Annotated in this window: 19 protein-coding genes; 10 read left to right on the top strand and 9 right to left on the bottom strand. The window is 64.1% G+C overall.

Annotated elements, in window-relative coordinates; translation table 11 throughout:
* Positions 1-61: 61 nt before the first annotated feature.
* A complete protein-coding gene (locus SO156_RS11875) occupies positions 62-769 on the bottom strand; it encodes a CoA transferase subunit A (RefSeq protein ID WP_458144926.1) in 708 nt (235 codons plus the stop codon).
* A 255-nt stretch (positions 770-1,024) separates the two neighbouring features.
* Here SO156_RS11875 and SO156_RS11870 point away from each other — a divergent pair, with 255 nt between their 5' ends.
* The 4 genes from SO156_RS11870 (at position 1,025) to SO156_RS11855 (ending at position 6,551) form a co-directional block, all read left to right on the top strand.
* Positions 1,025-2,983 carry an AsmA family protein gene (locus SO156_RS11870; protein WP_458144967.1) on the top strand — a complete coding sequence of 653 codons (1,959 nt, stop codon included), beginning with the start codon at positions 1,025-1,027 and terminating at the stop codon, positions 2,981-2,983.
* Between the two features lie 366 nt (positions 2,984-3,349).
* Positions 3,350-4,735, top strand: coding sequence for an ABC transporter substrate-binding protein (locus SO156_RS11865; protein ID WP_498534901.1), 1,386 nt, complete (start codon positions 3,350-3,352; stop codon positions 4,733-4,735).
* Positions 4,736-4,830: 95 nt separating this feature from the next.
* Positions 4,831-5,703, top strand: coding sequence for a carbohydrate ABC transporter permease (locus tag SO156_RS11860; protein WP_458144928.1), 873 nt, complete (start codon positions 4,831-4,833; stop codon positions 5,701-5,703).
* Positions 5,700-6,551: a carbohydrate ABC transporter permease gene (locus SO156_RS11855; RefSeq protein WP_458144929.1), complete on the top strand. Its 852-nt coding sequence runs from the start codon at positions 5,700-5,702 to the stop codon at positions 6,549-6,551. Before SO156_RS11860 ends, SO156_RS11855 begins: the two co-directional genes overlap by 4 nt.
* Here the strand turns inward: SO156_RS11855 and SO156_RS11850 are convergent.
* The 6 genes from SO156_RS11850 to SO156_RS11825 form a co-directional block, all read right to left on the bottom strand.
* Positions 6,548-7,045: a DUF6622 family protein gene (locus SO156_RS11850; protein WP_498534900.1), complete on the bottom strand. Its 498-nt coding sequence runs from the start codon at positions 7,043-7,045 to the stop codon at positions 6,548-6,550. The two genes, SO156_RS11855 and SO156_RS11850, sit on opposite strands and share 4 nt — an antisense overlap.
* 13 nt (positions 7,046-7,058) lie before the next feature.
* Positions 7,059-7,871, bottom strand: coding sequence for an ABC transporter permease (locus SO156_RS11845; protein ID WP_458144931.1), 813 nt, complete (start codon positions 7,869-7,871; stop codon positions 7,059-7,061).
* 1 nt (position 7,872) lies between these two features.
* Entirely contained in the window at positions 7,873-8,784 is a 912-nt protein-coding gene (locus SO156_RS11840) for an ABC transporter permease (protein WP_458144932.1), read from the bottom strand.
* Positions 8,781-9,950, bottom strand: a complete 1,170-nt coding sequence (locus SO156_RS11835; protein ID WP_498534899.1) for an ABC transporter ATP-binding protein — start codon at positions 9,948-9,950, stop codon at positions 8,781-8,783. The genes SO156_RS11840 and SO156_RS11835 overlap by 4 nt, the downstream gene beginning before the upstream one ends.
* 75 nt (positions 9,951-10,025) lie before the next feature.
* A complete protein-coding gene (locus SO156_RS11830) occupies positions 10,026-11,489 on the bottom strand; it encodes a glycerol-3-phosphate dehydrogenase (RefSeq protein WP_498534898.1) in 1,464 nt (487 codons plus the stop codon).
* A 147-nt stretch (positions 11,490-11,636) separates the two neighbouring features.
* Positions 11,637-14,321: a sensor domain-containing protein gene (locus SO156_RS11825; RefSeq protein ID WP_498534897.1), complete on the bottom strand. Its 2,685-nt coding sequence runs from the start codon at positions 14,319-14,321 to the stop codon at positions 11,637-11,639.
* A 223-nt stretch (positions 14,322-14,544) separates the two neighbouring features.
* Between SO156_RS11825 and SO156_RS11820 the strand changes: the two genes are divergently transcribed.
* Positions 14,545-15,648, top strand: a complete 1,104-nt coding sequence (locus tag SO156_RS11820; RefSeq protein WP_498534896.1) for an NAD(P)/FAD-dependent oxidoreductase — start codon at positions 14,545-14,547, stop codon at positions 15,646-15,648.
* Between the two features lie 265 nt (positions 15,649-15,913).
* On the opposite strand, the gene SO156_RS11815 is transcribed toward SO156_RS11820, so the two are convergent.
* Positions 15,914-16,099: a YdcH family protein gene (locus SO156_RS11815; RefSeq protein ID WP_449376847.1), complete on the bottom strand. Its 186-nt coding sequence runs from the start codon at positions 16,097-16,099 to the stop codon at positions 15,914-15,916.
* Positions 16,100-16,429: 330 nt separating this feature from the next.
* Here SO156_RS11815 and SO156_RS11810 point away from each other — a divergent pair, with 330 nt between their 5' ends.
* The 3 genes from SO156_RS11810 to SO156_RS11800 all read left to right on the top strand — a co-directional run bounded on the left by SO156_RS11810 (position 16,430) and on the right by SO156_RS11800 (position 17,231).
* Positions 16,430-16,636: a YdcH family protein gene (locus SO156_RS11810; protein ID WP_027553252.1), complete on the top strand. Its 207-nt coding sequence runs from the start codon at positions 16,430-16,432 to the stop codon at positions 16,634-16,636.
* 103 nt (positions 16,637-16,739) lie between these two features.
* On the top strand, positions 16,740-16,955 hold the full coding sequence (locus SO156_RS11805; protein ID WP_254099836.1) for a hypothetical protein: 216 nt from the start codon (positions 16,740-16,742) through the stop codon (positions 16,953-16,955).
* A gap of 24 nt (positions 16,956-16,979) precedes the next feature.
* Entirely contained in the window at positions 16,980-17,231 is a 252-nt protein-coding gene (locus SO156_RS11800; RefSeq protein WP_498534895.1) for a hypothetical protein, read from the top strand.
* 94 nt (positions 17,232-17,325) lie between these two features.
* Here the strand turns inward: SO156_RS11800 and SO156_RS11795 are convergent, their stop codons facing one another.
* Positions 17,326-18,087, bottom strand: coding sequence for a GGDEF domain-containing protein (locus SO156_RS11795; RefSeq protein WP_498534894.1), 762 nt, complete (start codon positions 18,085-18,087; stop codon positions 17,326-17,328).
* 142 nt (positions 18,088-18,229) lie between these two features.
* On the opposite strand from SO156_RS11795, the gene purE reads away from it, so the two are divergent.
* Together purE and SO156_RS11785 are read left to right on the top strand one after the other, a co-directional pair.
* Positions 18,230-18,718, top strand: coding sequence for a 5-(carboxyamino)imidazole ribonucleotide mutase (gene purE, locus SO156_RS11790; protein WP_498534893.1), 489 nt, complete (start codon positions 18,230-18,232; stop codon positions 18,716-18,718).
* Positions 18,715-19,821 (top strand): 5-(carboxyamino)imidazole ribonucleotide synthase, encoded by a 1,107-nt coding sequence (locus SO156_RS11785; RefSeq protein WP_458144942.1) that lies wholly within the window; start codon positions 18,715-18,717, stop codon positions 19,819-19,821. Before purE ends, SO156_RS11785 begins: the two co-directional genes overlap by 4 nt.
* The last annotated feature ends 108 nt before the right edge of the window (positions 19,822-19,929 follow it).

Genomic DNA, 19,929 nt, shown 5'->3' with positions numbered 1-19,929 from the left:
GTAGTCCTTAGTTGCGCATGATCTTGCCGGAAAAGCGGTGTCCACTTTTCCGGATATGCGCTCAAGCTGCCGGGCGCGGGCGGGTGTTGCGGAATTCGATGCGCTTGTTGGCGGTGCCGACCTCGACGATGCGCTTCACGAAAAGACCAGGCGTGTGGATGTGGTCGGGATTGAGTTCACCGGCCGGAACCAGATGCTCGACCTCGGCCACCGTGATCTTCGCGGCGGTCGCCATCATCGGGTTAAAGTTGCGCGCGGTCTTGCGGTAGATGAGGTTGCCGGCAGTGTCGCCCTTCCAGGCGTGGACGATGGCGAGGTCGGCGAACAGGCCGCGCTCCATCAGGTACTTCTGGCCGTCGAACTCCTTCACTTCCTTGCCTTCGGCGATCAGCGTGCCGACGCCGGTCTTGGTGTAGAAGGCCGGGATGCCCGCGCCGCCGGCGCGGATGCGCTCGGCGAGCGTGCCTTGCGGGTTGAATTCGAGTTCCAGCTCGCCCGCGAGATATTGCTGGGCGAACAGCTTGTTCTCGCCGACATAGGACGAGATCATCTTCTTGATCTGCCGGGTTTCCAGCAGGCGGCTGAGCCCGATGCCGTCGACGCCGGCATTGTTGGAGACCACCGTCAGGCCCTTGACGCCGGAGTCGCGGATCGCGTCCGAGAGCGCCTCGGCGATGCCGCAGAGGCCGAAACCGCCCGACATGATCATCATGCCGTCCTTGAGAATGCCATCGAGAGCCGACTTGGCGTCGGGATAGACCTTGTTCATGCGGAAAACCTTGGGGTGTGGGGCGTTAAGCCCGTTGTTGCTTGGATTATTAGGCGAAATGATCTTGAGCCGTCAATGATACGGGGTTTCCGGCGCGCGGGCGCGATGATAGAGGCTGCCCGTGCGGTGGGGGTAACCGCCTCCGCGGCCTTGAAAGCGACAAGAAAACCCATCAAATTGCGGGACTTGTACGTGGGGCGCGTGAGGCTCCCGGCTCGTCCCCGACAGCAACCCGATCAGGATATGCCATTGACGATGGCCCAAGGAATGAAGCGCCTGGGGACGCCGATTGCGGCGCTGCTCGGCATCGTGCTGATCGTCCTGGTTGGGACCTCCTGGCTGATCAACCGCGAGGCGCTGCGCAAGGCGGTGGAGGGCCAGATCCGTGCCGTCACCGGCCTCGAGCTCAATGTCGCTGGCGCCATCGACATCTCGGTGCTGCCGGCGAGCTACATTTCCTTCCATGACGTCAGCCTGAGGGGCCCCGGCGGGGACAGCGATCCTGCTCTGCGTGTCGACGTCCTCACCGCGAATCTGCGGCTGCTGCCCCTCCTGCTCCAGCGCTTCGAGATCGCCGACCTGATGCTGCTGCGGCCGCATATCCACGTCAGCCTCGAAGCCAATGGCGACAGCAACTGGACACCCTTCATCCAGACCATCGCGCGCACCATGAAGCCGGGCGCCGACAACCAGGTGTCGTTCTCCGAGATCCGGGTCCAGGACGGCGTGCTCGACTACGAGGACATGGCCAGCCACGGCACCGAAAAGTTCGAGGACATCGACCTGTCGCTGGCCTGGCCCTCGATCTCGCGTTCCTTTGCCGCCACCGGACAATTCGACTGGCGCGGCGAACGCGTCGACGGCTCGATCAGCTTCTCCGATTTCGTCGCGGCGCTCTCCGGCGACCGCTCGGGCCTGAAGGCGCGGATCACCAGCCCGCCCCTCAAGGTCGCCTTCGATGGCAGCGTCGCCAACCGCAGCAGCGCGATGATGGAAGGCACGCTCACCATCGACAGCCCGTCCCTGCGCAACGCGCTGCGCTGGACCGGCCAGCCGCAGCCGGGCAGCGGCGGCTTCGGCCGCTTCGCGCTCAAGGCGCGCGCCAATGTGGTTGGCGCCTCGATCGCGCTCACCAACGTCAATGTCGAGCTCGACGGCAACGTCGCCGAAGGCGTGATGACCTACGCCAATAACGGCCGGCAGACGCTGCAGGCAACGCTCGCCGCCGACGCGCTCGACTTCACGCCCTACATCTCGACCTTCCGCCTGCTCGCCAGCGGTGCACGCGACTGGAACAGGCAGCTGTTCGACCTCAACGGCCTGTCGACCACCGATCTCGACATGCGCCTGTCGGCGGCGCGGCTGACGGTCGGACCGTCGAGACTCGGCCGCACCGCCATCGGCGCGAATTTGCGCAATGGCACGCTGGCGCTCTCGGTCGGTGAGGCGCAGGTCTATGGCGGCATTGCCAGGGGCTCGTTCGGCATCGCGCGCTCCGACACGGTCGCCGACGTCAAGGCGCAATTCCAGTTCATCGACGTGGATTTGCAGGCCTGCACCTCCGAGCTGTTCGGCATCAACAAGCTGTCCGGCCGCGGCAACATCAACGTGTCGCTGGTCGCCTCCGGCTCGAGCCCGTTCGGCCTCATGCAATCGCTCGACGGCACCGCCTCGGTGACCGGGCACGATGGCGCGATCTCCGGCTTCAACGCCGAGCAGCTGTTGAAGCGGCTGGAGCGACGGCCGCTGTCGGGCGGCGGCAATTTCCGGAGTGGCTCGACGCCCTACAACAACATGACGTTGTCGGTGAAATTCGCCGACGGCATCGCGACCGCCGACGACATCCACATCGAGGGACCGACGGCGAAGATCACGCTGACCGGCACCGCCTCGGTGCCGACGCGCGAATACGACATGAAGGGCGTGGCGAGCCTGAACGGCGCGTCCGGCTTCGAGCTGCCCTTCGTGGTGCAGGGGCCCTGGGACGATCCGCTGATCTTCCCCGATCCGGAGAGCCTGATCCGCCGCTCGCCGGCGTCCGCGCCGCTGCTCGAATCCGTGCGCAATCCGAAGACGCGCGACGCCGTGCGCTCGGTGCTCGAGCGCTTCACCGGCGCCAAACCCGCCGCACCCGATGCCGCGGCCGCACCGACCACGGAGAACGCGAAGGAAAGCGCCAAGGACGGCGCCAAGGACGGCGCCAAGTCGAACTAGTTCTACTGCGTCACTAGTACTCCTTTCCTCATCCTGAGGAGCGCGGAACGCGCGTCTCGAAGGATGGCCGCGGGTAAGATCCGGGCCTTCATGGTTCGCCCGGCGATGCGCAGCATGGTCCGGAGACGCGCTCCGCGCTCCTCACCATGAGGGTCTTCGCAGCAAGACCGGCGGCGCGCAACCGACGCAGCGCGAATTGATTGCCGTGAATTGATGCGTCGATTGGATCGATGCGCGACGTTAAGACTGTTCGCGACCAAATCCCCCTCGACCTAGGTCTGACAAGATGCCGCTAGATCGGCCCCCGCCCATGCGCTAGTGTTTTCGCCGACCGGTTAAAACACCGGCGACTTGAGGGAGAAAAACGTGAAATCAAGGGTTATTGGCGCATTTTCACTTGCGGTTGCTGCGGTCGGGCTGTTCGCCGTTACTGCACCCGCATTTGCCCAGCAGAAGACCATCACGGTCTGGTGGGGCAAGGGATTTTATAAATCTGAAGACGACGCGCTGCTCGACACGATCAAGAAATTCGAGGCGAAGACCGGCATCAAGGTCGAATTGTCGCAGTATGCGATCCAGGACATGATTCCGAAGACGGTGGCCGCGCTCGATGCCGGCACCGTGCCGGATGTCGCCTATTCCGACACTTATGACGTGCAGGCGCAGGGCAAGTGGGCCTATGAGGGCAAGCTCGAGGACCTCTCGGACGTCATGACGCCGATCCAGGACCGGTTCGCGCCGAACACGCTGGAAGCGTCGAAGCTCTATGACGACGTCGCCAAGAAGAGATCCTATTACGGCTTCCCGCTGAAGCAGCAGAGCATGCACGTCCAGATCTGGAACGACATGCTCGAGAAGGCGGGCTTCAAGCAAAGCGACATTCCCAACGACTGGAGCGGCTATTGGACGTTCTGGTGCGACAAGGTGCAGCCGGCGATCCGCAAGGCGACCGGCCAGCGCATCTATGCGGTTGGCCAGCCGATGGGCGTGGAATCGACCGACGCGTTCCAGTCGTTCTACACCTTCATGGACGCCTATCACGTCAAGCTGGTCGACGACGAGGGCAAGCTGCTGGTCGACGACCCCAAGGTTCGCGACGGCCTGATCCACGCGCTGAAGGACTACACCGACACCTACATCAAGGGCTGCACACCGCCCTCGTCCACGACCTGGAAGGATCCGGACAACAACGTCGCCTTCCACAACAAGACGATCGTGATGACGCACAACTTCACGATCTCGATCGCGGCGAAGTGGTACGAGGACTCCCAGAACCAGGCGCTCACTCAGGAGCAGCGCGACGCCGGCAAGAAGGCCTATGAGCAGGACATCATCACCGCGTCCTTCCCCAAGGCGCCTGATGGTTCGACCATCCGCTACCGCTCCGACGTCAAGACCGGGCTGATCTTCAGCGCGGCCAAGAACAAGGCCGAGGCCAAGCAGTTCATCAGCTTCCTGCTCCAGGAAGACAACGTCCGGCCCTACATCGAGGGTGCGCTCGGCCGCTGGTTCCCGGTGACGAAGGAAAGTCAGGCAAGCCCGTTCTGGCAGGCCGACAAGCATCGCAAGGCGGTCTACAACCAGTTCATGGGCGGCACCGCGCCGTTCGATTTCACCAAGAACTGGAAGTTCACGATCCTCAATAACGAGAACGTCTGGGCCAAGGCGATGAACCGGGTGGTGAGCGAGAAGGTCCCGGTGGACAAGGCCGTCGACGAGCTCATTGCCCGCATCAAGCAGGTTGCGGGTTAAAACCGTTTTCCCCTCTCCCCACCCCGCGGGGAGAGGTGTAAGAACATTACCGGCCGCATTTTGCGGCCGGTAACTCGTTGAAGAGTTCGAAAAGAATGGCGATCACGCTCTCTGGCGATCAAGCGGTAGCCTCGCCGCCCCTGTCGGCGCGGCTGACCCCGGCACAGGTCTGGGGCATCGTGCTGCTCGCGCCCTATTTCCTGGTCTTCCTGGCCTTCGTCGTCTACCCCGTCTGTTACGGGCTGTGGCTGGCGCGCCATCCCGCGAGCTACGTCGCACTCTACAATGACCCGATCTTCGCGCGCGCCGCGGTCAACACACTGATCTTCCTGGTCATCGGCATCAACATCAAGATGCTGATCGCGCTGTTCCTGTCCGGCTTCTTCGCCCAGCAGCGCACCTGGATCAAATGGCTCTCGGTGATCTTCATCCTGCCCTGGGCGGTGCCGTCGATCCCGACCATCCTGTCGGTGCGCTTCATGCTCAATCCCGAATGGGGCATGGTCAACCACATCATCTTCAGCCTCACCGGCGATGACGGCCCGAACTGGCTGAACGATCCGACCGTCGCGCTGACCATGGCGATCGCCGTGCACATCTGGAAATCGCTGCCGTTCTGGACGCTGATCCTGATCACCGGACGCCTTGCGATCTCGCACGATCTGTTCGAGGCCGCCGAGGTCGACGGCGCGAGCTGGTGGCAGAAATTCCGCTACATCACCTGGCCGTCGATGCAGACGCTCTACATCACCTGCACGCTGCTCTCGATGATCTGGACGCTCGGCGACTTCAACAGCGTCTACCTCCTGACCGGCGGCGGCCCGGCCGACCTCACGCATGTGCTGTCGACGCTCGGCATTCGCTATCTCCGGCTCGACCAGCTCTCGCTCGCGATGGCCTCCATCGTCTGCGCGATGCCGTTCGTCCTGCCGCTCGTGTACTTCATGATGAAACGGTTGTCGCGATGAAGCTCCCTACCTTGCGCGAAGTCGCGACCGAAGCAAAGTTGCTGCTGATCGGAATCCCGGTGTTCATCTGGACGATGGTGCCGATCTATCACATGTTCCTGTTTGCGATCTCGCCGAAGGAGGACGCGTTCTCGGGCAAGCTGTGGCCAGACCATCCGACGCTGCACAACTTCTCGATCGTGTTCAACCAGCAGCACTATTTCCTGCGCGACTTCTATGTCCAGTTCTGGAATTCGGTGGTGATCGCGGCGGCCGTCGGCGCGCTGACGCTGTTCATAGCAACCGCGGCCGCGTTCTCGATCTCGCGGCTCAAGGTACCCGGCGGGCGCGTGGTGATGAACCTCGCACTCTTCACCTATTTCATTCCGGCGGCGTTCCTCGCCGTGCCGATGTACCGGACCATGGGCAATTACGGCCTCCTCAACAATCACTGGTCGCTGATTCTTGCGATGGTGACGATCGCCTCGCCCTACGCGATCTGGGTCTTGAAGCAGGCATCCGACAAGCTGCCGGTCGAGCTTGATGAGGCCGCAGTGATGGACGGTGCCACCACGCTGCAGATCTTCCGCCTGGTCTATCTGCCCCTGATGATGCCCTCGCTGGTCGCGATCGGCACCTACGCGGTGCTGCTGGCCTGGAATGAATATCTCTACGCGTTCCTGCTGCTGTCGAACGACCGCGAGATCACCCTCCCCGTCGCGCTCGGCAACTTCCTCGCCGCCGACGATTCACCGTGGGAGCTGTTGATGACGACCGGCTTCATCTACGCGCTGCCGCCGGCCGCGATCTACTACGCCTTCCGCCGCTACATGGTGGGCGGACTCACCGCAGGCGCGGTGAAGTCCTAGTCTTCCGCGCGCTTCCTGCGATAGGCAACCAGGAGCGCGATCGTCGAGCCGATGAAATAGCCCGCGGTTGCGCCCGAGATGGCGCGGCCGAGGATGATCGCGAGCGCGCGGTCACCGGCGTCGATCGCCGAAATCACGCCGACCATGTATTGCAGGCCGAATACGATGAGGTTGCGGACCAGGCCAAACGCGCTGCCCGGCCGGATGATCTCTCCGCTCTTGTGATCCACCTCGAACGGGCGCGGCGTCAGGATGCCGAGCGGCAGCAGCGCCAGCGCCGCCGCGATCCACGCAACGAGCGGCCACGCGCTGTCCTGATGCCCGAAGCCGATCCGCGAGACGCCCCAGACGATGAACACGACCGGTACGATCAGGGCGCGCCACATCGGCGTCGTGCGCGGCCGCATGGCCTTGATGCCCTGCCACACCAGGAAGGCGAGCAGCGCGAACACCCAGACCGGGGTATGGATCAGGATCTGATAGACGAAGGTCACGACTATTCCCTGCTCAAAGCGGCGCCGCGCTCTCGCCTTGCGAGCTCGACAGCTTTGAGGCGAGCGAGGCGATGACGATGACGATTGCGATCAGGCCTATCACCAACGTGCAGATCGCATTGATCTCGGGCTTCACCCCGAGCCGCACCTCGGAATAGATCCGGATCGGCAGCGTCGCCGAGCCGGGTCCAGTGGTGAAGCTCGCGATCACGAGATCGTCGAGCGAGAGCGTGAAGGCCAGCATCCAGCCGGCAATGATACTGGGCGCGATCAGCGGCAGCGTGACCAGAAGGAAGGCGCGGACGGGAGCGCAGCCGAGATCCATGGCGGCCTCCTCGAGCGACCGGTCGAGCGAGCCGAGGCGCGACTGCACTACGACAGCGACGAAGCACATCGTCAGCGTGGTGTGCGCGATCGTCACGGTCCAGAAGCCGCGCTCCGCATTCAAGGCGACGAACAGCAGCAAGAGCGACAGGCCGGTGATCACCTCCGGCATCACCAGCGGCGCATAGAGCATGCCGGAGAACAGCATGCGGCCGCGAAATCCTTCGCCGCGCGACAGCGCCACCGCGGCCATTGTTCCAAGCACGGTCGCAATGCTGGCCGAAGCGACCGCGACGCGCAGGCTCATCCAGGCCGCCTCGATCATGGCGCTGTCGTTGAAGAACTCGCGGTACCAGCGCAAAGACCAGCCGCCCCACACCGTCACCAGCCGCGAGGCATTGAAGGAATAGATGACGAGGATGAGGATCGGCAGATAAAGGAACGCCAGCCCGAGCGCGAGCGAGGCGACGTTGAAGCGGGAGAGGCGAGCGGCTTTACGCATCTCACCGCTCCTCCAACTGCCGCCGCTGGAGCCGCTCGTAGAGCAACAGCGGTGCGAGCAGCACGACCAGCAGGATGATGGCAGCCGCGGACGCGACCGGCCAATCCTTGTTGGTGAAGAATTCCAGCCACAGCGTCTGGCCGATCATCAGCGAGTTGGAGCCGGCGAGCAGATCCGGGATCACGAACTCGCCGACGATCGGAATGAAGCAGAGTAGCACGCCGGCGCCGACGCCGGGCAGCGACAGCGGAAAGGTGACGAGCCAGAATACCGCCCCCGGCGGCGCTCCGAGATCGGCGGCGGCCTCCTCCAGCGCCGGCTCCATCTTGGCCAGCGTCGCATAGAGCGGCAGGATCATGAACGGCAAATAGGAATAGACGATGCCGAGATACATCGCGCTGTCGGTGGAGAGCCACACCACCGGCTGGCTGACGAGATGCAGCGCGAGCAGGATCTGATTGAGCAGGCCGTCGTGCTGCAAGATGTTGATCCAGGCATAGATGCGGATCAGGAACGAGGTCCAGAACGGCACGATCACCAGCACCATCGCCACCGCCTGCCAGCGCGTCGGCAGCCGCGCCATGCCATAGGCGATGGGATAGCCGATCAGAAGCAGGATCGCGGTGGCCGTGATCGCGACGGAGAGGCTGTGCACATAGGCGAATACGTAGAGATCGTCGGAGACCAGCAGCTTGAAATTGTCGATCGACAGCGCGCCGAAGGCGGCCTTGATCGCCGCCCATCCAGCCGTCAGGTCGAACACTGGTTCATAAGGCGGCTGCGCGATTGCCGTCTGTGACAGGCTGATCTTCAGCACGAAGCCGAACGGCACCAGGAAGAACAGCGCCATCCAGAGGTAGGGCGCGATCGCGGCGAAGCGCGCGGGCCGCGCAAAGATTCGGCGTGCGCTCATTGCTCCAGCACCACGCAATCATTGGACGTGAACCAGGCCACCACGCGCTGATTCACGCTGTACGCATCGGTGTCGCGGCGCGCGGTATTTGCGATCGCGGACCGCACCGTGCCACCTGCATCGAGCTTCACCTTGTAGGCGGTGCTGCCGCCGAGATAGCAGACGTCGCTGACGGTGCCTTCCAGCCGGTTGATCGCCGGCCCCTGGTCCGCATCACCGCCGAGCCCACGGCGCGAAAGCTTGACCTTCTCGGGACGGATCGCGACGGTCAGGTTGGACTTGCCGAGCGGCGCGCTCGGCTCAGCCACCACGAGTGCTCCGGCATCGCGAGTCGCAATCATCAGGCGATGCGCCTCACGCGACTGCAGCTCGCCCTCGAACAGGTTGATGTCGCCGACGAACTGGGCGATCCAGCGCGAACGCGGAGCTTCATAGAGCTCGCGCGGCGATGCGACCTGGACGAGCCTGCCGGCGTCCATGACGCCGATTCTCGTCGCCATCGTCATCGCCTCCTCCTGATCGTGGGTGACGATGATGAAAGTCATGCCGAGCCGGCGCTGCAGCTCCATCAGCTCTGCTTGCGTGCTCTCGCGCAATTTCTTGTCGAGCGCGGCCAGCGGCTCGTCGAGCAGAAGGAGTTGAGGGCGGCGCGCCAGCGCACGCGCCAGCGCGACGCGCTGCCGCTGGCCGCCGGAGAGCTGGTCCGGTTTGCGCTTTTCCATTCCCTCCAACTTCACCATCGCGACCATCTCGGCCACGCGCGTGGCGATATCGGCGCGCGCCATGCCGGCGCGCTTCAGGCCGAACGCGATGTTGTCGCGCACAGACAGATGCGGAAACAGCGCGTAGCTCTGGAACATCATGTTGACGGGCCGCTCATGCGGCAGCGCCTGCGCGATGTCGTTGCCACCGAGCAAGACGCGCCCTTCGTCCGGCGCCTCGAAACCGGCCAGCATGCGGAGCAGCGTGGTCTTGCCGCAGCCGGAGGGACCGAGCAGCGCAAAGAACTCGCCGGCCCCGATGTCGAGCGACACGCCGTCGACCGCGCGGAAGGCGCCGAAATTCTTCACCACGCCGTCAATGCGCAGCAGCGGACGCTCTGTCGCCGGATGCGCGCCTGGCCTGGCCGCGGCGGCCGCCTTGATCCCCTCGAGTTCGTCAGCCATGTTCCCTGCCGGCCCCAATGCAGCCGCACGCTAGCGGCGGAACGCCGCCGGCTCAACCGGTTCGATGCCGATCATTCACACCGCATTCGCCATGAACGCCTCCAGCGCGTCGCGATCCGCGGGCGGCATGGTCAGGCCGAGCTTGGATCGGCGCCACAGGATGTCGTCGGGGAAGCGAGCCCATTCGGTTTGCATGAGGTAACGCACCTCGGCTCCCGTTAATTCGGGACCGAAAGCCGGCCCCAGCTCGGCCCGACTCGTCGCCTCGCCCAGCACGGCCGGCAACCGCGAGCCATAGGCACCGACCAGGCGCTGCGCCTGCGCCTCGGAGAGAAAGCGCCAACGGTCGCGCGCGGCATCGACTTCCGCTTCGAAGCTCTGCCAGGGAAAGTCCCCGCCCGGAAGCGCCGCACCCGCCGTCCAGGGCCGCGACATCGGATAGAACGGCGTCAGCCTGGTCACCGCGCGCTCCGCGCGCCATCGTGCGGTCGTGACATCGCCACCGAACATCGTGATCAGCGGCGCCTTGCGCCGCCGCGCATCGAATGCGAGCGCACCATCCCGCCGGCGCGCCGCTTCAGGCGCCAGATTGACGCCCGACATCGTCCGCACCACATCGACCGGCGCGACCACCTCGCGGAAATAGCGGTTGGCCGCCTCGCAGAGATAGCTCACGTCAGCGGCCGGCATGGCGACGATCGCGGGATCGCCCGTGAAGGCATGCGTCACGGCGCCGATCAGGGTGAAATCGCGCTCGAATGGGCTTGCGAAGATCAGCCGGCCATCGCTGTTCTGGAAGACGTAGACATTGTCGGGTTCGAACAGCCGCGGCACGACGATCTGGCTGATCTGCACGGCTGCGCCCGCGCGCGGTGGCGGCTGTCGGAGCACGGTCTCGGCGACGCTCACGCTCCATCCACCGCTGGTGTTCGCGAGCGCGCGGGTCGTGATGACCCTGCGATGGCCGCGATCGACGACGGCGAGCCGCCAGATCTCGGTGCGATCGGCCCGCACACAGCGCGCGCCGGTACGGATCACGGCACCACGCTCCGCCGCATCCAGCGCGGAGAGGACTGTGAGCCTGGAATCATCGACGACGCAGTCCGAATATTCAAAGGCGGTGCCGAACGGCCGTTTCAGGGCGTTGCCAACCGGATGATGCGTGATATCGATGGTCGCCGACGGCGGCAACCCGCCGCGCCCGGCAAGCCGGTCGTAGAGCAGGAGACCGGCGCGCAGCAGCCAAGGCGGACGTTCGTCGGAATGCGCAGGGATCACGAAACGCATCGGACGAACCAGATGCGGGGCGATCGCGAGCCACACCTTCCGCTCGGCCAGCGCCCGGCGCACGCGGCGGAAGCGGCGACGCTCCAGCACCGAGAGATCGCCATGGATCAAATGCGGCGTCGCCGAGGAGGCCGCGCCACCGAGATCGCCCTGCTCGAGCAGAACGACGCGAAGGCCGCGCCCGGCGGCGTCGCGCGCGATGCTGACGCCGTTCAGGCCACCGCCGATGATCGCGAGGTCGTAATCCGCCATGAAGCCGTCGTGAAGGAACGAAGCAGGGACTTCGTCATCACTAGCGCATGATCCGGAAAAGTGTGTAGCGGTTTTCCGCGCGACAAACGCGGAACGCGTTTGCGCGGAGATCATGCACAAACATATGGCTGGAGCGCGACCAGCGCTCTAGCCGGTCTTGAGCGCAAGCTCCATCGCCTCGGCGCGGCCGATGAGGCGGGCATATTGTCCGATCGGCAAGGGCTTGCCGAGCAGATAGCCCTGCACGCCGTCGCAGCCCTCCTTGGCGAGGAAAGCGAGCTGCTCGATCGTCTCGACGCCCTCGGCGATGATCGACATTTCCAGGCCGTGACCGAGATCGATCACGGCGCGCACGATCGCCGCCGATTGCGGGTTGCGGCCGAGATTGATCACGAAGGCGCGGTCGATCTTGATCTTGTCGAACGGGAATGCCTGGAGATAGCTCAGCGAAGAATAGCCGCTGCCGAAATCGTCCATCGAGATCCGCACGCCCAGTGCCTTCAGGCGGCGCAGCAGCGCGAGGCCGCGATCAAAATCCTCGATCAGCACGCCCTCGGTGATTTCGAGCTCGAGCCGGCCAGGCGAAAGCCCGGTCTCCAGCAGGATCGAGTGGACGAGGCCGACCACGTCGCCATGGGCAAACTGCGCCGGCGACAAGTTGACCGCGACCTGGAGCGGCTTGGCCCAGGAAGCCGCCTCGCGGCAGGCTTGGCGCAGGATCCACTCGCCCATCTCGACGATCAGGCCGCTCTCCTCCGCGATCGGAATGAACTCGGCCGGCGAGACCTGGCCGCGGACCGGATGCTGCCAGCGCGCCAGCGCCTCGAAGCCGATGATCTCGCTCTCGGCGACGGTTTGGCCGGCGACGCCCTGCGGCTGGAACGCGAGCGAGAGCTCGCCGTTCTTGATCGCTTTCGACAGATCCTGGTGCAGCACGCGGCGGTCGCGGATCTGCTGGTCCATCTCGGGCTGATAGAGGCTGATCGTGCCGCGCGACTTCTGCTTGGCGCGGAACAGCGCTGCCCCGGCATTGGCGAGCAGCGAAGCACCGTCCGCGCCATTGTGCGGGAAGACCGATATGCCGGTGGTGACCCCGGCGCGCACCGCGCGGCCGTCGATCTGGAATTCCTGGGAAAGGGCTTCACCAAGCTGGCGCGCCAGCGCGAGACCCGTGTCGGGCTGCTTGCCATCGATGATCAGGCCAAACTCGTCGCCGGACAGGCGCGCGACCACGCCGCCACGGGCGGCGTCCTGGAGCCGCTGGGCGACCTCGACCAGGAGCTTGTCACCGAGCGCATGGCCGAAGACGTCGTTGACCTCCTTCAGCCCGTCGAGATCGATGCAAAGCACGGCGAACTCCTCGCCGGTGCCCTCGCAGGCCTCGATCATCTGCGTCAGTGCCTGGAGGAAGGCAGAGCGATTAGGCAGGTCGGTCAGACCGTCGTGATAGGCCATGTGCGCCATGCGCGACTCGGTCTGGCGGCGGTCGGTGACGTCCTCGTGGGTCTTGATCAGATATTCCGGCTCGCCAGCATCGCTGAGCACGGTGGCGCGGCGGGTGAGGAACAGCCGCAGACCATCCTTGGTCGAGATCGGATGCTCCTCGGTAATCATCCCCCGCTTCTTGATCGCGGCCTCGTCGCGCGCGATGATCAGCTTGGCTTCCTTGACATTGAAGATGTCGGAAGCGGTGAGGCCCGTGGCATCCTCGCGTTTACGGTTGAGGATCGCCTCCGCGCTGCGATTGGCGAGCAGATAGCGGCCGTCCTTGACTTGCTCCACGATCAGCGCAACCGGAATGTTGTCGACCACGAGCTCGAGGAATTTCTTGGTGCTCTCCAACTCCTCCGAGAGCGAGCGCCGGTCGGTGATGTCTTCGAACACGAGCAGCAGGAATTCAGGCTGGTTGCGTTCGTTGCGGACCACGATCCGGACCGAAGCAACCATGCGCCGCGCGGATCCGCGCTCGACCTCGAATTCGTTGCGGAACTGCCCGTCGGGAGAGTTAAGCGCGGCCCGATCGGCGTCCTCGATCCTGGTCGCCGAGACTGTAGCAAACAGCTCCCGCGCATTTTTGCCAACAGCGTAGTCCCGCGACAATCCCCAGAAGCGCTCATAGGCAGTGTTCGCGAAGATGTAGCGGCCGTCCTCGATGTTCTTCGCGGCCACACAGACCGGGACGTTGTCGAGCACCGATTCCAGGAATTGCTTGGTGGAGGCAAGCTGCCGCGACAAGTTGCGCTGCTCGCTGACGTCGAGATGCGTCGCTACCGAACCGCCGTTCGGGAGCACGAAATATTTCACCAGGATGGCCCGCCCCTCCGGCAGCTCGGTGATCAGGCCATTCGAGCTGGCGGCCTTCTCGTAGAACTCGTCGTCGGTCACGCCGAGCACGCCGCGATCGCGGCGCAGCCTGAGCATGTCGGGCCCGGTCATATCGGTCCAGAGGTCCGAGCGCGCCAGCCCGTAGATTTCGAGATAGCGGTCGTTGCAGAAGATGATCCGTCGCTGAGCGTCGGTCATCACGATACCCTGGTTCAGATTGTTCATGGCGGACGAAACGAACGCATTGCGCCGCAACTGCATGCGCCTGGCTCGCCGTAACGCCGAGTGGATCCACAGCACGATGGCCGCCAGGAGCGAGCACACCGCGATGCCGCCGAGCAGCGCCTCCCAGACCAGATTGGGATCGAGCCTGCCCAGATAGCTCTGCGGGCCGAAATTGTCGGACAGCGCAAAGGCGCGCGCGGGCGCAACCGTGCAGGCAAGGCACAGCAGGGCCTGCACAGACGTCAAAATCGTGCCGCTCGCGTGCCAGTCCTTCTCAGCCATCAGCCACCCGCGATTTCAACTCCGGATTGTCTGGCCTCACGGGTTGGGATCGGGTAAACGCCTGTCAGCACGACAGAAAAATGTGACGCCAGATACGGCAATTGCCCTGACATGATAAATTCTTCCTTAATGGAGAGCCGCCTTGGATGCGGTTCCTTAAGTCTCTCGTTAAGCCCCTTGTTAGACTTCTTGGCCCTGCCGCTTACGGACCTCCTGCCCCACCATGGATAGAGTTGACTGCGTCGTCATCGGAGCGGGCGTGGTCGGGCTCGCGGTCGCCCGAAAGCTCGCCCAGGCCGGGCGCGAGGTGATCGTGCTGGAAGCTGCGGAGGCCATCGGCACCGTCACTTCCTCGCGCAACAGCGAGGTGATTCATGCCGGGATCTACTACCGGGCCGGGAGCTGGATGGCGCGGCTGTGTGTCAGCGGCAAGCATGCGCTCTACCGCTACTGCGCCGAGCGCGACATCCCGCACAAAAATTGCGGCAAGCTGATCGTCGCGACCAGTCCGTGGGAGACCGAGAAGCTGCAATCGATCAAGGCGCATGCCGAGGCCAATGGCGTGCTCGACATGCAGATGCTTGCAGGCGACGCCGCGCGCGCGCTGGAGCCGGCGCTCGCTTGCGATGCCGCGTTGCTCTCGCCCTCGACCGGCATCATCGACAGCCACGCCTACATGCTCTCGCTGCGCGGCGAGGCCGAAGCGGCGGGAGCTGCGTTCGCGTTTCACACGCCGTTGATCCGCGCCAAGGCGTCGGGCGGCGTCATCGAAATCGATGCCGGCGGCGAGGCGCCGATGACGCTGCAATGCAGCCTGCTGGTCAATGCGGCAGGTCTTTCGGCGACGACGGTGGCGCGCAGCATCGACGGCATGCCGCTCGACCGGATTCCGCCGGCCTATCTCGCCAAGGGCAACTATTTCAGCTGCAGCACCAAGGCGCCGTTCTCACGGCTGATCTATCCTGTGCCCGAGCCCGGCGGGCTCGGCGTGCACCTCACCCTGGACATGGCGGGCCAGGCACGCTTCGGTCCCGACGTGGAGTGGATCGAAACGATCGACTATGCCGTCGATCCCGCACGCGCAGAGCGTTTCTATCCGGCGATCCGCAAATACTGGCCGGACCTGCCTGATGGTGCGTTGATGCCGAGCTATTCGGGCATACGGCCGAAAATCGTCCCGCCGGCGGTGGCCACACAGGATTTCCTGATGCAGGGCACGCGCGATCACGGCGTAAACGGCCTGATCAATCTCTTCGGTATCGAGTCGCCCGGCCTGACGTCATCGCTTGCGATCGCCGACCACGTCGCCGAGCTCGCAAACATCTAAAGCGCGATGAGATTGGGAGTGAATCGTCATCGCGCTCTAGGTTGTTGTATGAGCATGATCTCCGCGCAAACGCGTTCCGCGTTTGTCGCGAAGGAAAACCGCTTCACGCTTTGCGCTAACACGGCCCCTTCGGGTCCGGATCATGCTCTAGCCTTCGCACGAAGTTAACCGCACGACGCTTCGCACCTCGACGCAGGGATGAGCGCAACAGCTCTCATCCCTGCGTGAAGGATGCGTGATCAGGCTTACATGTGTACGGGGTTTACTAGTGGAGCGTGTCGTCCGTGCCGTGCCTCAACCGCTCGATCTGGTCCTTGACCATCAACTTCCGGCGCTTCAACTCAACAATTTGCAGGTCGTCTGTTGAAAGGTGCACAAGAGCTTCGTGCAATTCATTTTCGAGAAGTTTGTGTTTCCGCTCCAATTCAACAAGATGTGCCTGAATTGTCATTCGAAACCTCCTCGGTAGGGTTGAACCTCAGAATTCGATCCGGACGAAGAAGTGTACATCACCGATTCGTTCTGTCGATAAGTATCCGTAGTCTCCCTGTCATTTTTGAAACTTCATATGTAATGAACAGTGAGTAAGGAACCGCGGCAGGAATCATCCATGATTTCAATGCACCTGTGCGCTGGCGCCGCGATCCACTGAAATATCTTTGCGAGAGAACGTTGATAGGGGACCCAGATAGCTTGCGATCACGTCGCGCAAGGACGATACTTTCCACAGGCCTTCCACAGGCTTTCGCAACTTCATCGGGTTTTCCGGCTACCGCACATCATGACCAATGAAGACGAGCGCGAACTCGAAGCCGAGCTCGCCCGGTTGCAGCAGGAACACCGAGATCTCGATGCGGCGATCGATGCATTGCATCAATCGCCCGCCCCCGACCTGTTGCGGTTACAGCGCCTGAAGAAACGCAAGCTGTTGTTGCGCGACCGTATCGCCTTCATCGAAGACCAGATCACGCCCGACATCATCGCCTGATCCCCGCCGGTATGCCGGATGCGTTTTCCGCATACGGATTCCACTTGACTCAAAAAGAACAAAAGAAGAACATTCGGATCTCAACTGCTTCCGGGGAAATGCCATGTCCGCAGCCGCCTTCGACAACAGCCACTATGAGCAAGCCTGCGATCAAGCGATCGCGATGTGTGACGGCAATCTGCGCAGCACCATCAAGGCGCTGATCATGGCCAACGAATATCTGGAAGCGGAGCTCGAGGAATTGCAGGCGGCAATTTCGGCCGGCTGCATTCCCGAGACGTCGCGCAACAAGATGCGGAGCACCTCCAGCGCCGCGTGAGCCAAGGAGCACGAGGAGCCGACCATGTCCGATGTCACCTACTATGTCGCGCTGCCTTTCCTCATCGATGGAGATGGATCGCCGGTCGCGGGCGCCGCGGAGGAATGTCAGACCTCGGCCGCCGCGCTGCGGCGCGCCGAAATCCTGGCGCACGGCGACGGCCATATCGGCGCGATCGCGTTCAGCCGCAGCGGCGATCCCATGACCGGCGAGTTCGGCGACGCCAAGCTGCTGCGCAAGTTCGGCAACGTGCCGGACGATCTCAGCGCGCTTTAATCCAAAGCAGGATGAGTTTTGACTGAATCAACGCAAGCCGAGGGGGACACCTCTCCTCTCCCCGCTGGGGAGAGGTGAGCCAGATCATCGCATCCTAGCTGCTGATCAGCCTGATCCGCGGCTCGTGCCGCCGCTGCGCCTTGCGCACGTACATGGCTGCGTCGGCCTCCTCCAGCGCGCGGCCTGCCTCGGCATGAGATCCCAGCAGCGCGACACCGGCGGAGGCGCCTGCATTCACGCGCTGGCCGCGAAAGACAAAGGACAAGTCGTCGATAGCCTGCTCGAAGCCTGCGGCCTTGGCCTTGGCGTCCGTCTCGCTGAGGTTCCAGAGCAGCAGTGCGAACTCGTCGCCGCCAAGGCGGCCGACCACGTCAGAGGCGCGCACCTGCCGCGTCAGCGCGGCGGCGATCGCCTTCAGCACCTCGTCACCGGCGGCATGACCGAAGGAGTCGTTGATGGGCTTCAGACGATCGACGTCGAGCACGATCAACGCGCCGCGGGCGGCGTAGCGCGCCATGTAGGCGATCGCACGGTGCAGCTCGCGCTCGAAGCCGCGACGGTTCGGGATGCCGAGCAGGAAGTCGGTGTCGGCGGCAGCCTCGAGCTCGTCGATGCGCCTCTGGGCCCGGGCGAGCTTGGTGCGCAGGCTGCGGACGATCGCCTTGGCGTCGTTCTTGGCGTCGTTCTTGGCATCGTTTCTGGCATCGTTCCTGGCATTTTCCTTGGCCCGGCCGGTGGTCGCAGCGGGCCGGCCCGCCGACCGGGCCGTGCGCCTGGCCGCGGGTTTGGATCGGCTCCCGCTGCTTTTCCGGCGCTTTTTGGCCTTCGCAGCGATCGCCCTTTTTGGTTTCTTCATGGGCGTCCTGCTCAATGAAGGCTTGCGGGGATTCACCAAGACAGGATAGTGCATTCCCTTCTCCTTGCCACCGCCTTGCGAGCCGCCGGCCGGAACCGTTAATCTGGCCTATGTTTCTGTATTCCCGAGCACAATTGACGTCATGACCGCGCCGATCGCCATCATCATGGGAAGCCAGTCGGATTGGGACACCATGCGGCATGCTGCCGATACGCTCACAGCGCTCGGTGTCGCCTGCGAAAGCCGCATCGTCTCGGCCCACCGCACCCCGGAACGGCTGTTTACCTTTGCCAAGGGCGCCAAGGCCGAAGGCTTCAAGGTCATCATTGCGGGCGCCGGCGGCGCCGCGCATCTGCCCGGCATGACGGCGTCGCTGACCGAACTGCCGGTGTTCGGCGTTCCCGTCGAATCCAAGGCGCTGAAAGGCGTCGATTCGCTGCACTCGATCGTCCAGATGCCCGCCGGCATCCCGGTCGGCACGCTCGCCATCGGCAAGGCGGGCGCGATCAATGCAGCGCTGCTGGCGGCGGCCGTGCTGGCGCTGTCCGATCCGGCGCTGTCGGAACGCCTCGTGGCCTGGCGCAAGGCACAGACTGACGCCGTGGCCGAGCGCCCGGAGGACAAGGCGTGACTGGCACCAAACGGGTGAAGCTCAAGCCCGGCGACACCATCGGAATCCTCGGTGGCGGACAATTGGGGCGGATGCTTGCGATGGCCGCGGCGCGGCTCGGCCTGCGCTCCCAGGTGTTCTCGCCCGATCCGGACTCACCGGCCTTCGACGTCGTGCTGAACGCGACGTGCGCGGAATATGCCGACGTCGAAGCGCTCGAGCTGTTCGCGAATGACGTCAACGTCATCACCTACGAATTCGAGAACGTGCCGGCCGCGGCCGCGCTGGTGCTGGACGCGCGCCGCCCCGTGCTGCCCAACCGCAAGATCCTCGAGACCACCCAGGACCGGCTCGCCGAGAAGGATTTTATCACCCGGCTCGGGATCGGCACCGCCGCCTATGCCGATGTTACCTCGGTCGCATCGCTCCGCGAGGCGATCGTCAGGATCGGGCTTCCGGCCGTGCTGAAGACGCGCCGCTTCGGCTATGACGGCAAGGGCCAAGCGATCATCCGCGAGGGCGACGACATCGCGAAAGTGTGGACCGGCCTCGGCACCAAGTCGGCGATCCTCGAAGCCTTCGTGCCATTCGAGCGCGAGATCTCCGTGATCGCCGCGCGCTCGGCCGAAGGCCAGGTCGAATGTTTCGACGTCACCGAGAACGAACACCGCGATCACATCCTGAAGATCTCGCGCGCCCCGGCCGCGATTCCGGACGCGCTTGCCGAAGAGGCGCGCAACGTCGCCGGCAAGATCGCCGACGCGCTCGATTATGTCGGCGTGCTGGCGGTCGAGATGTTCGTGCTCGCCAACGGCACGGGACCGAAGGTGCTGGTGAACGAGATCGCGCCGCGCGTGCATAATTCCGGGCACTGGACGCTCGACGGCGCGTCCGTCTCGCAGTTCGAGCAGCACATCCGCGCCATCGCCGGCTGGCCGCTCGGCAAGCCCGTGCGGCACGGCGAGGTCGTCACCATGACCAATCTGATCGGCGACGAGATCAACCGCTACACGGAGTGGCTCACGGTCCCCGGAGCCACCGTGCACATCTACGGCAAGGGCACGCCCAAGCCGGGCCGCAAGATGGGCCACGTCACCGAGGTCGCGCCCGCCCGCGGTAAGTAAGGGGACCGCGGCGCTTCGCGATCCCCCTCTAAAGCGCGATCATCGTCGCGCCTTAGATTCTTGTTTGAGCATGATCTCCGCGCAAACGCGTTCCGCGCTTGTCGCGAG

Source organism: Bradyrhizobium sp. UFLA05-125 (assembly GCF_059803515.1).
Note: the sequence above shows the minus strand (reverse complement) of the source record. Positions and strands in the feature narration are given on the sequence as shown.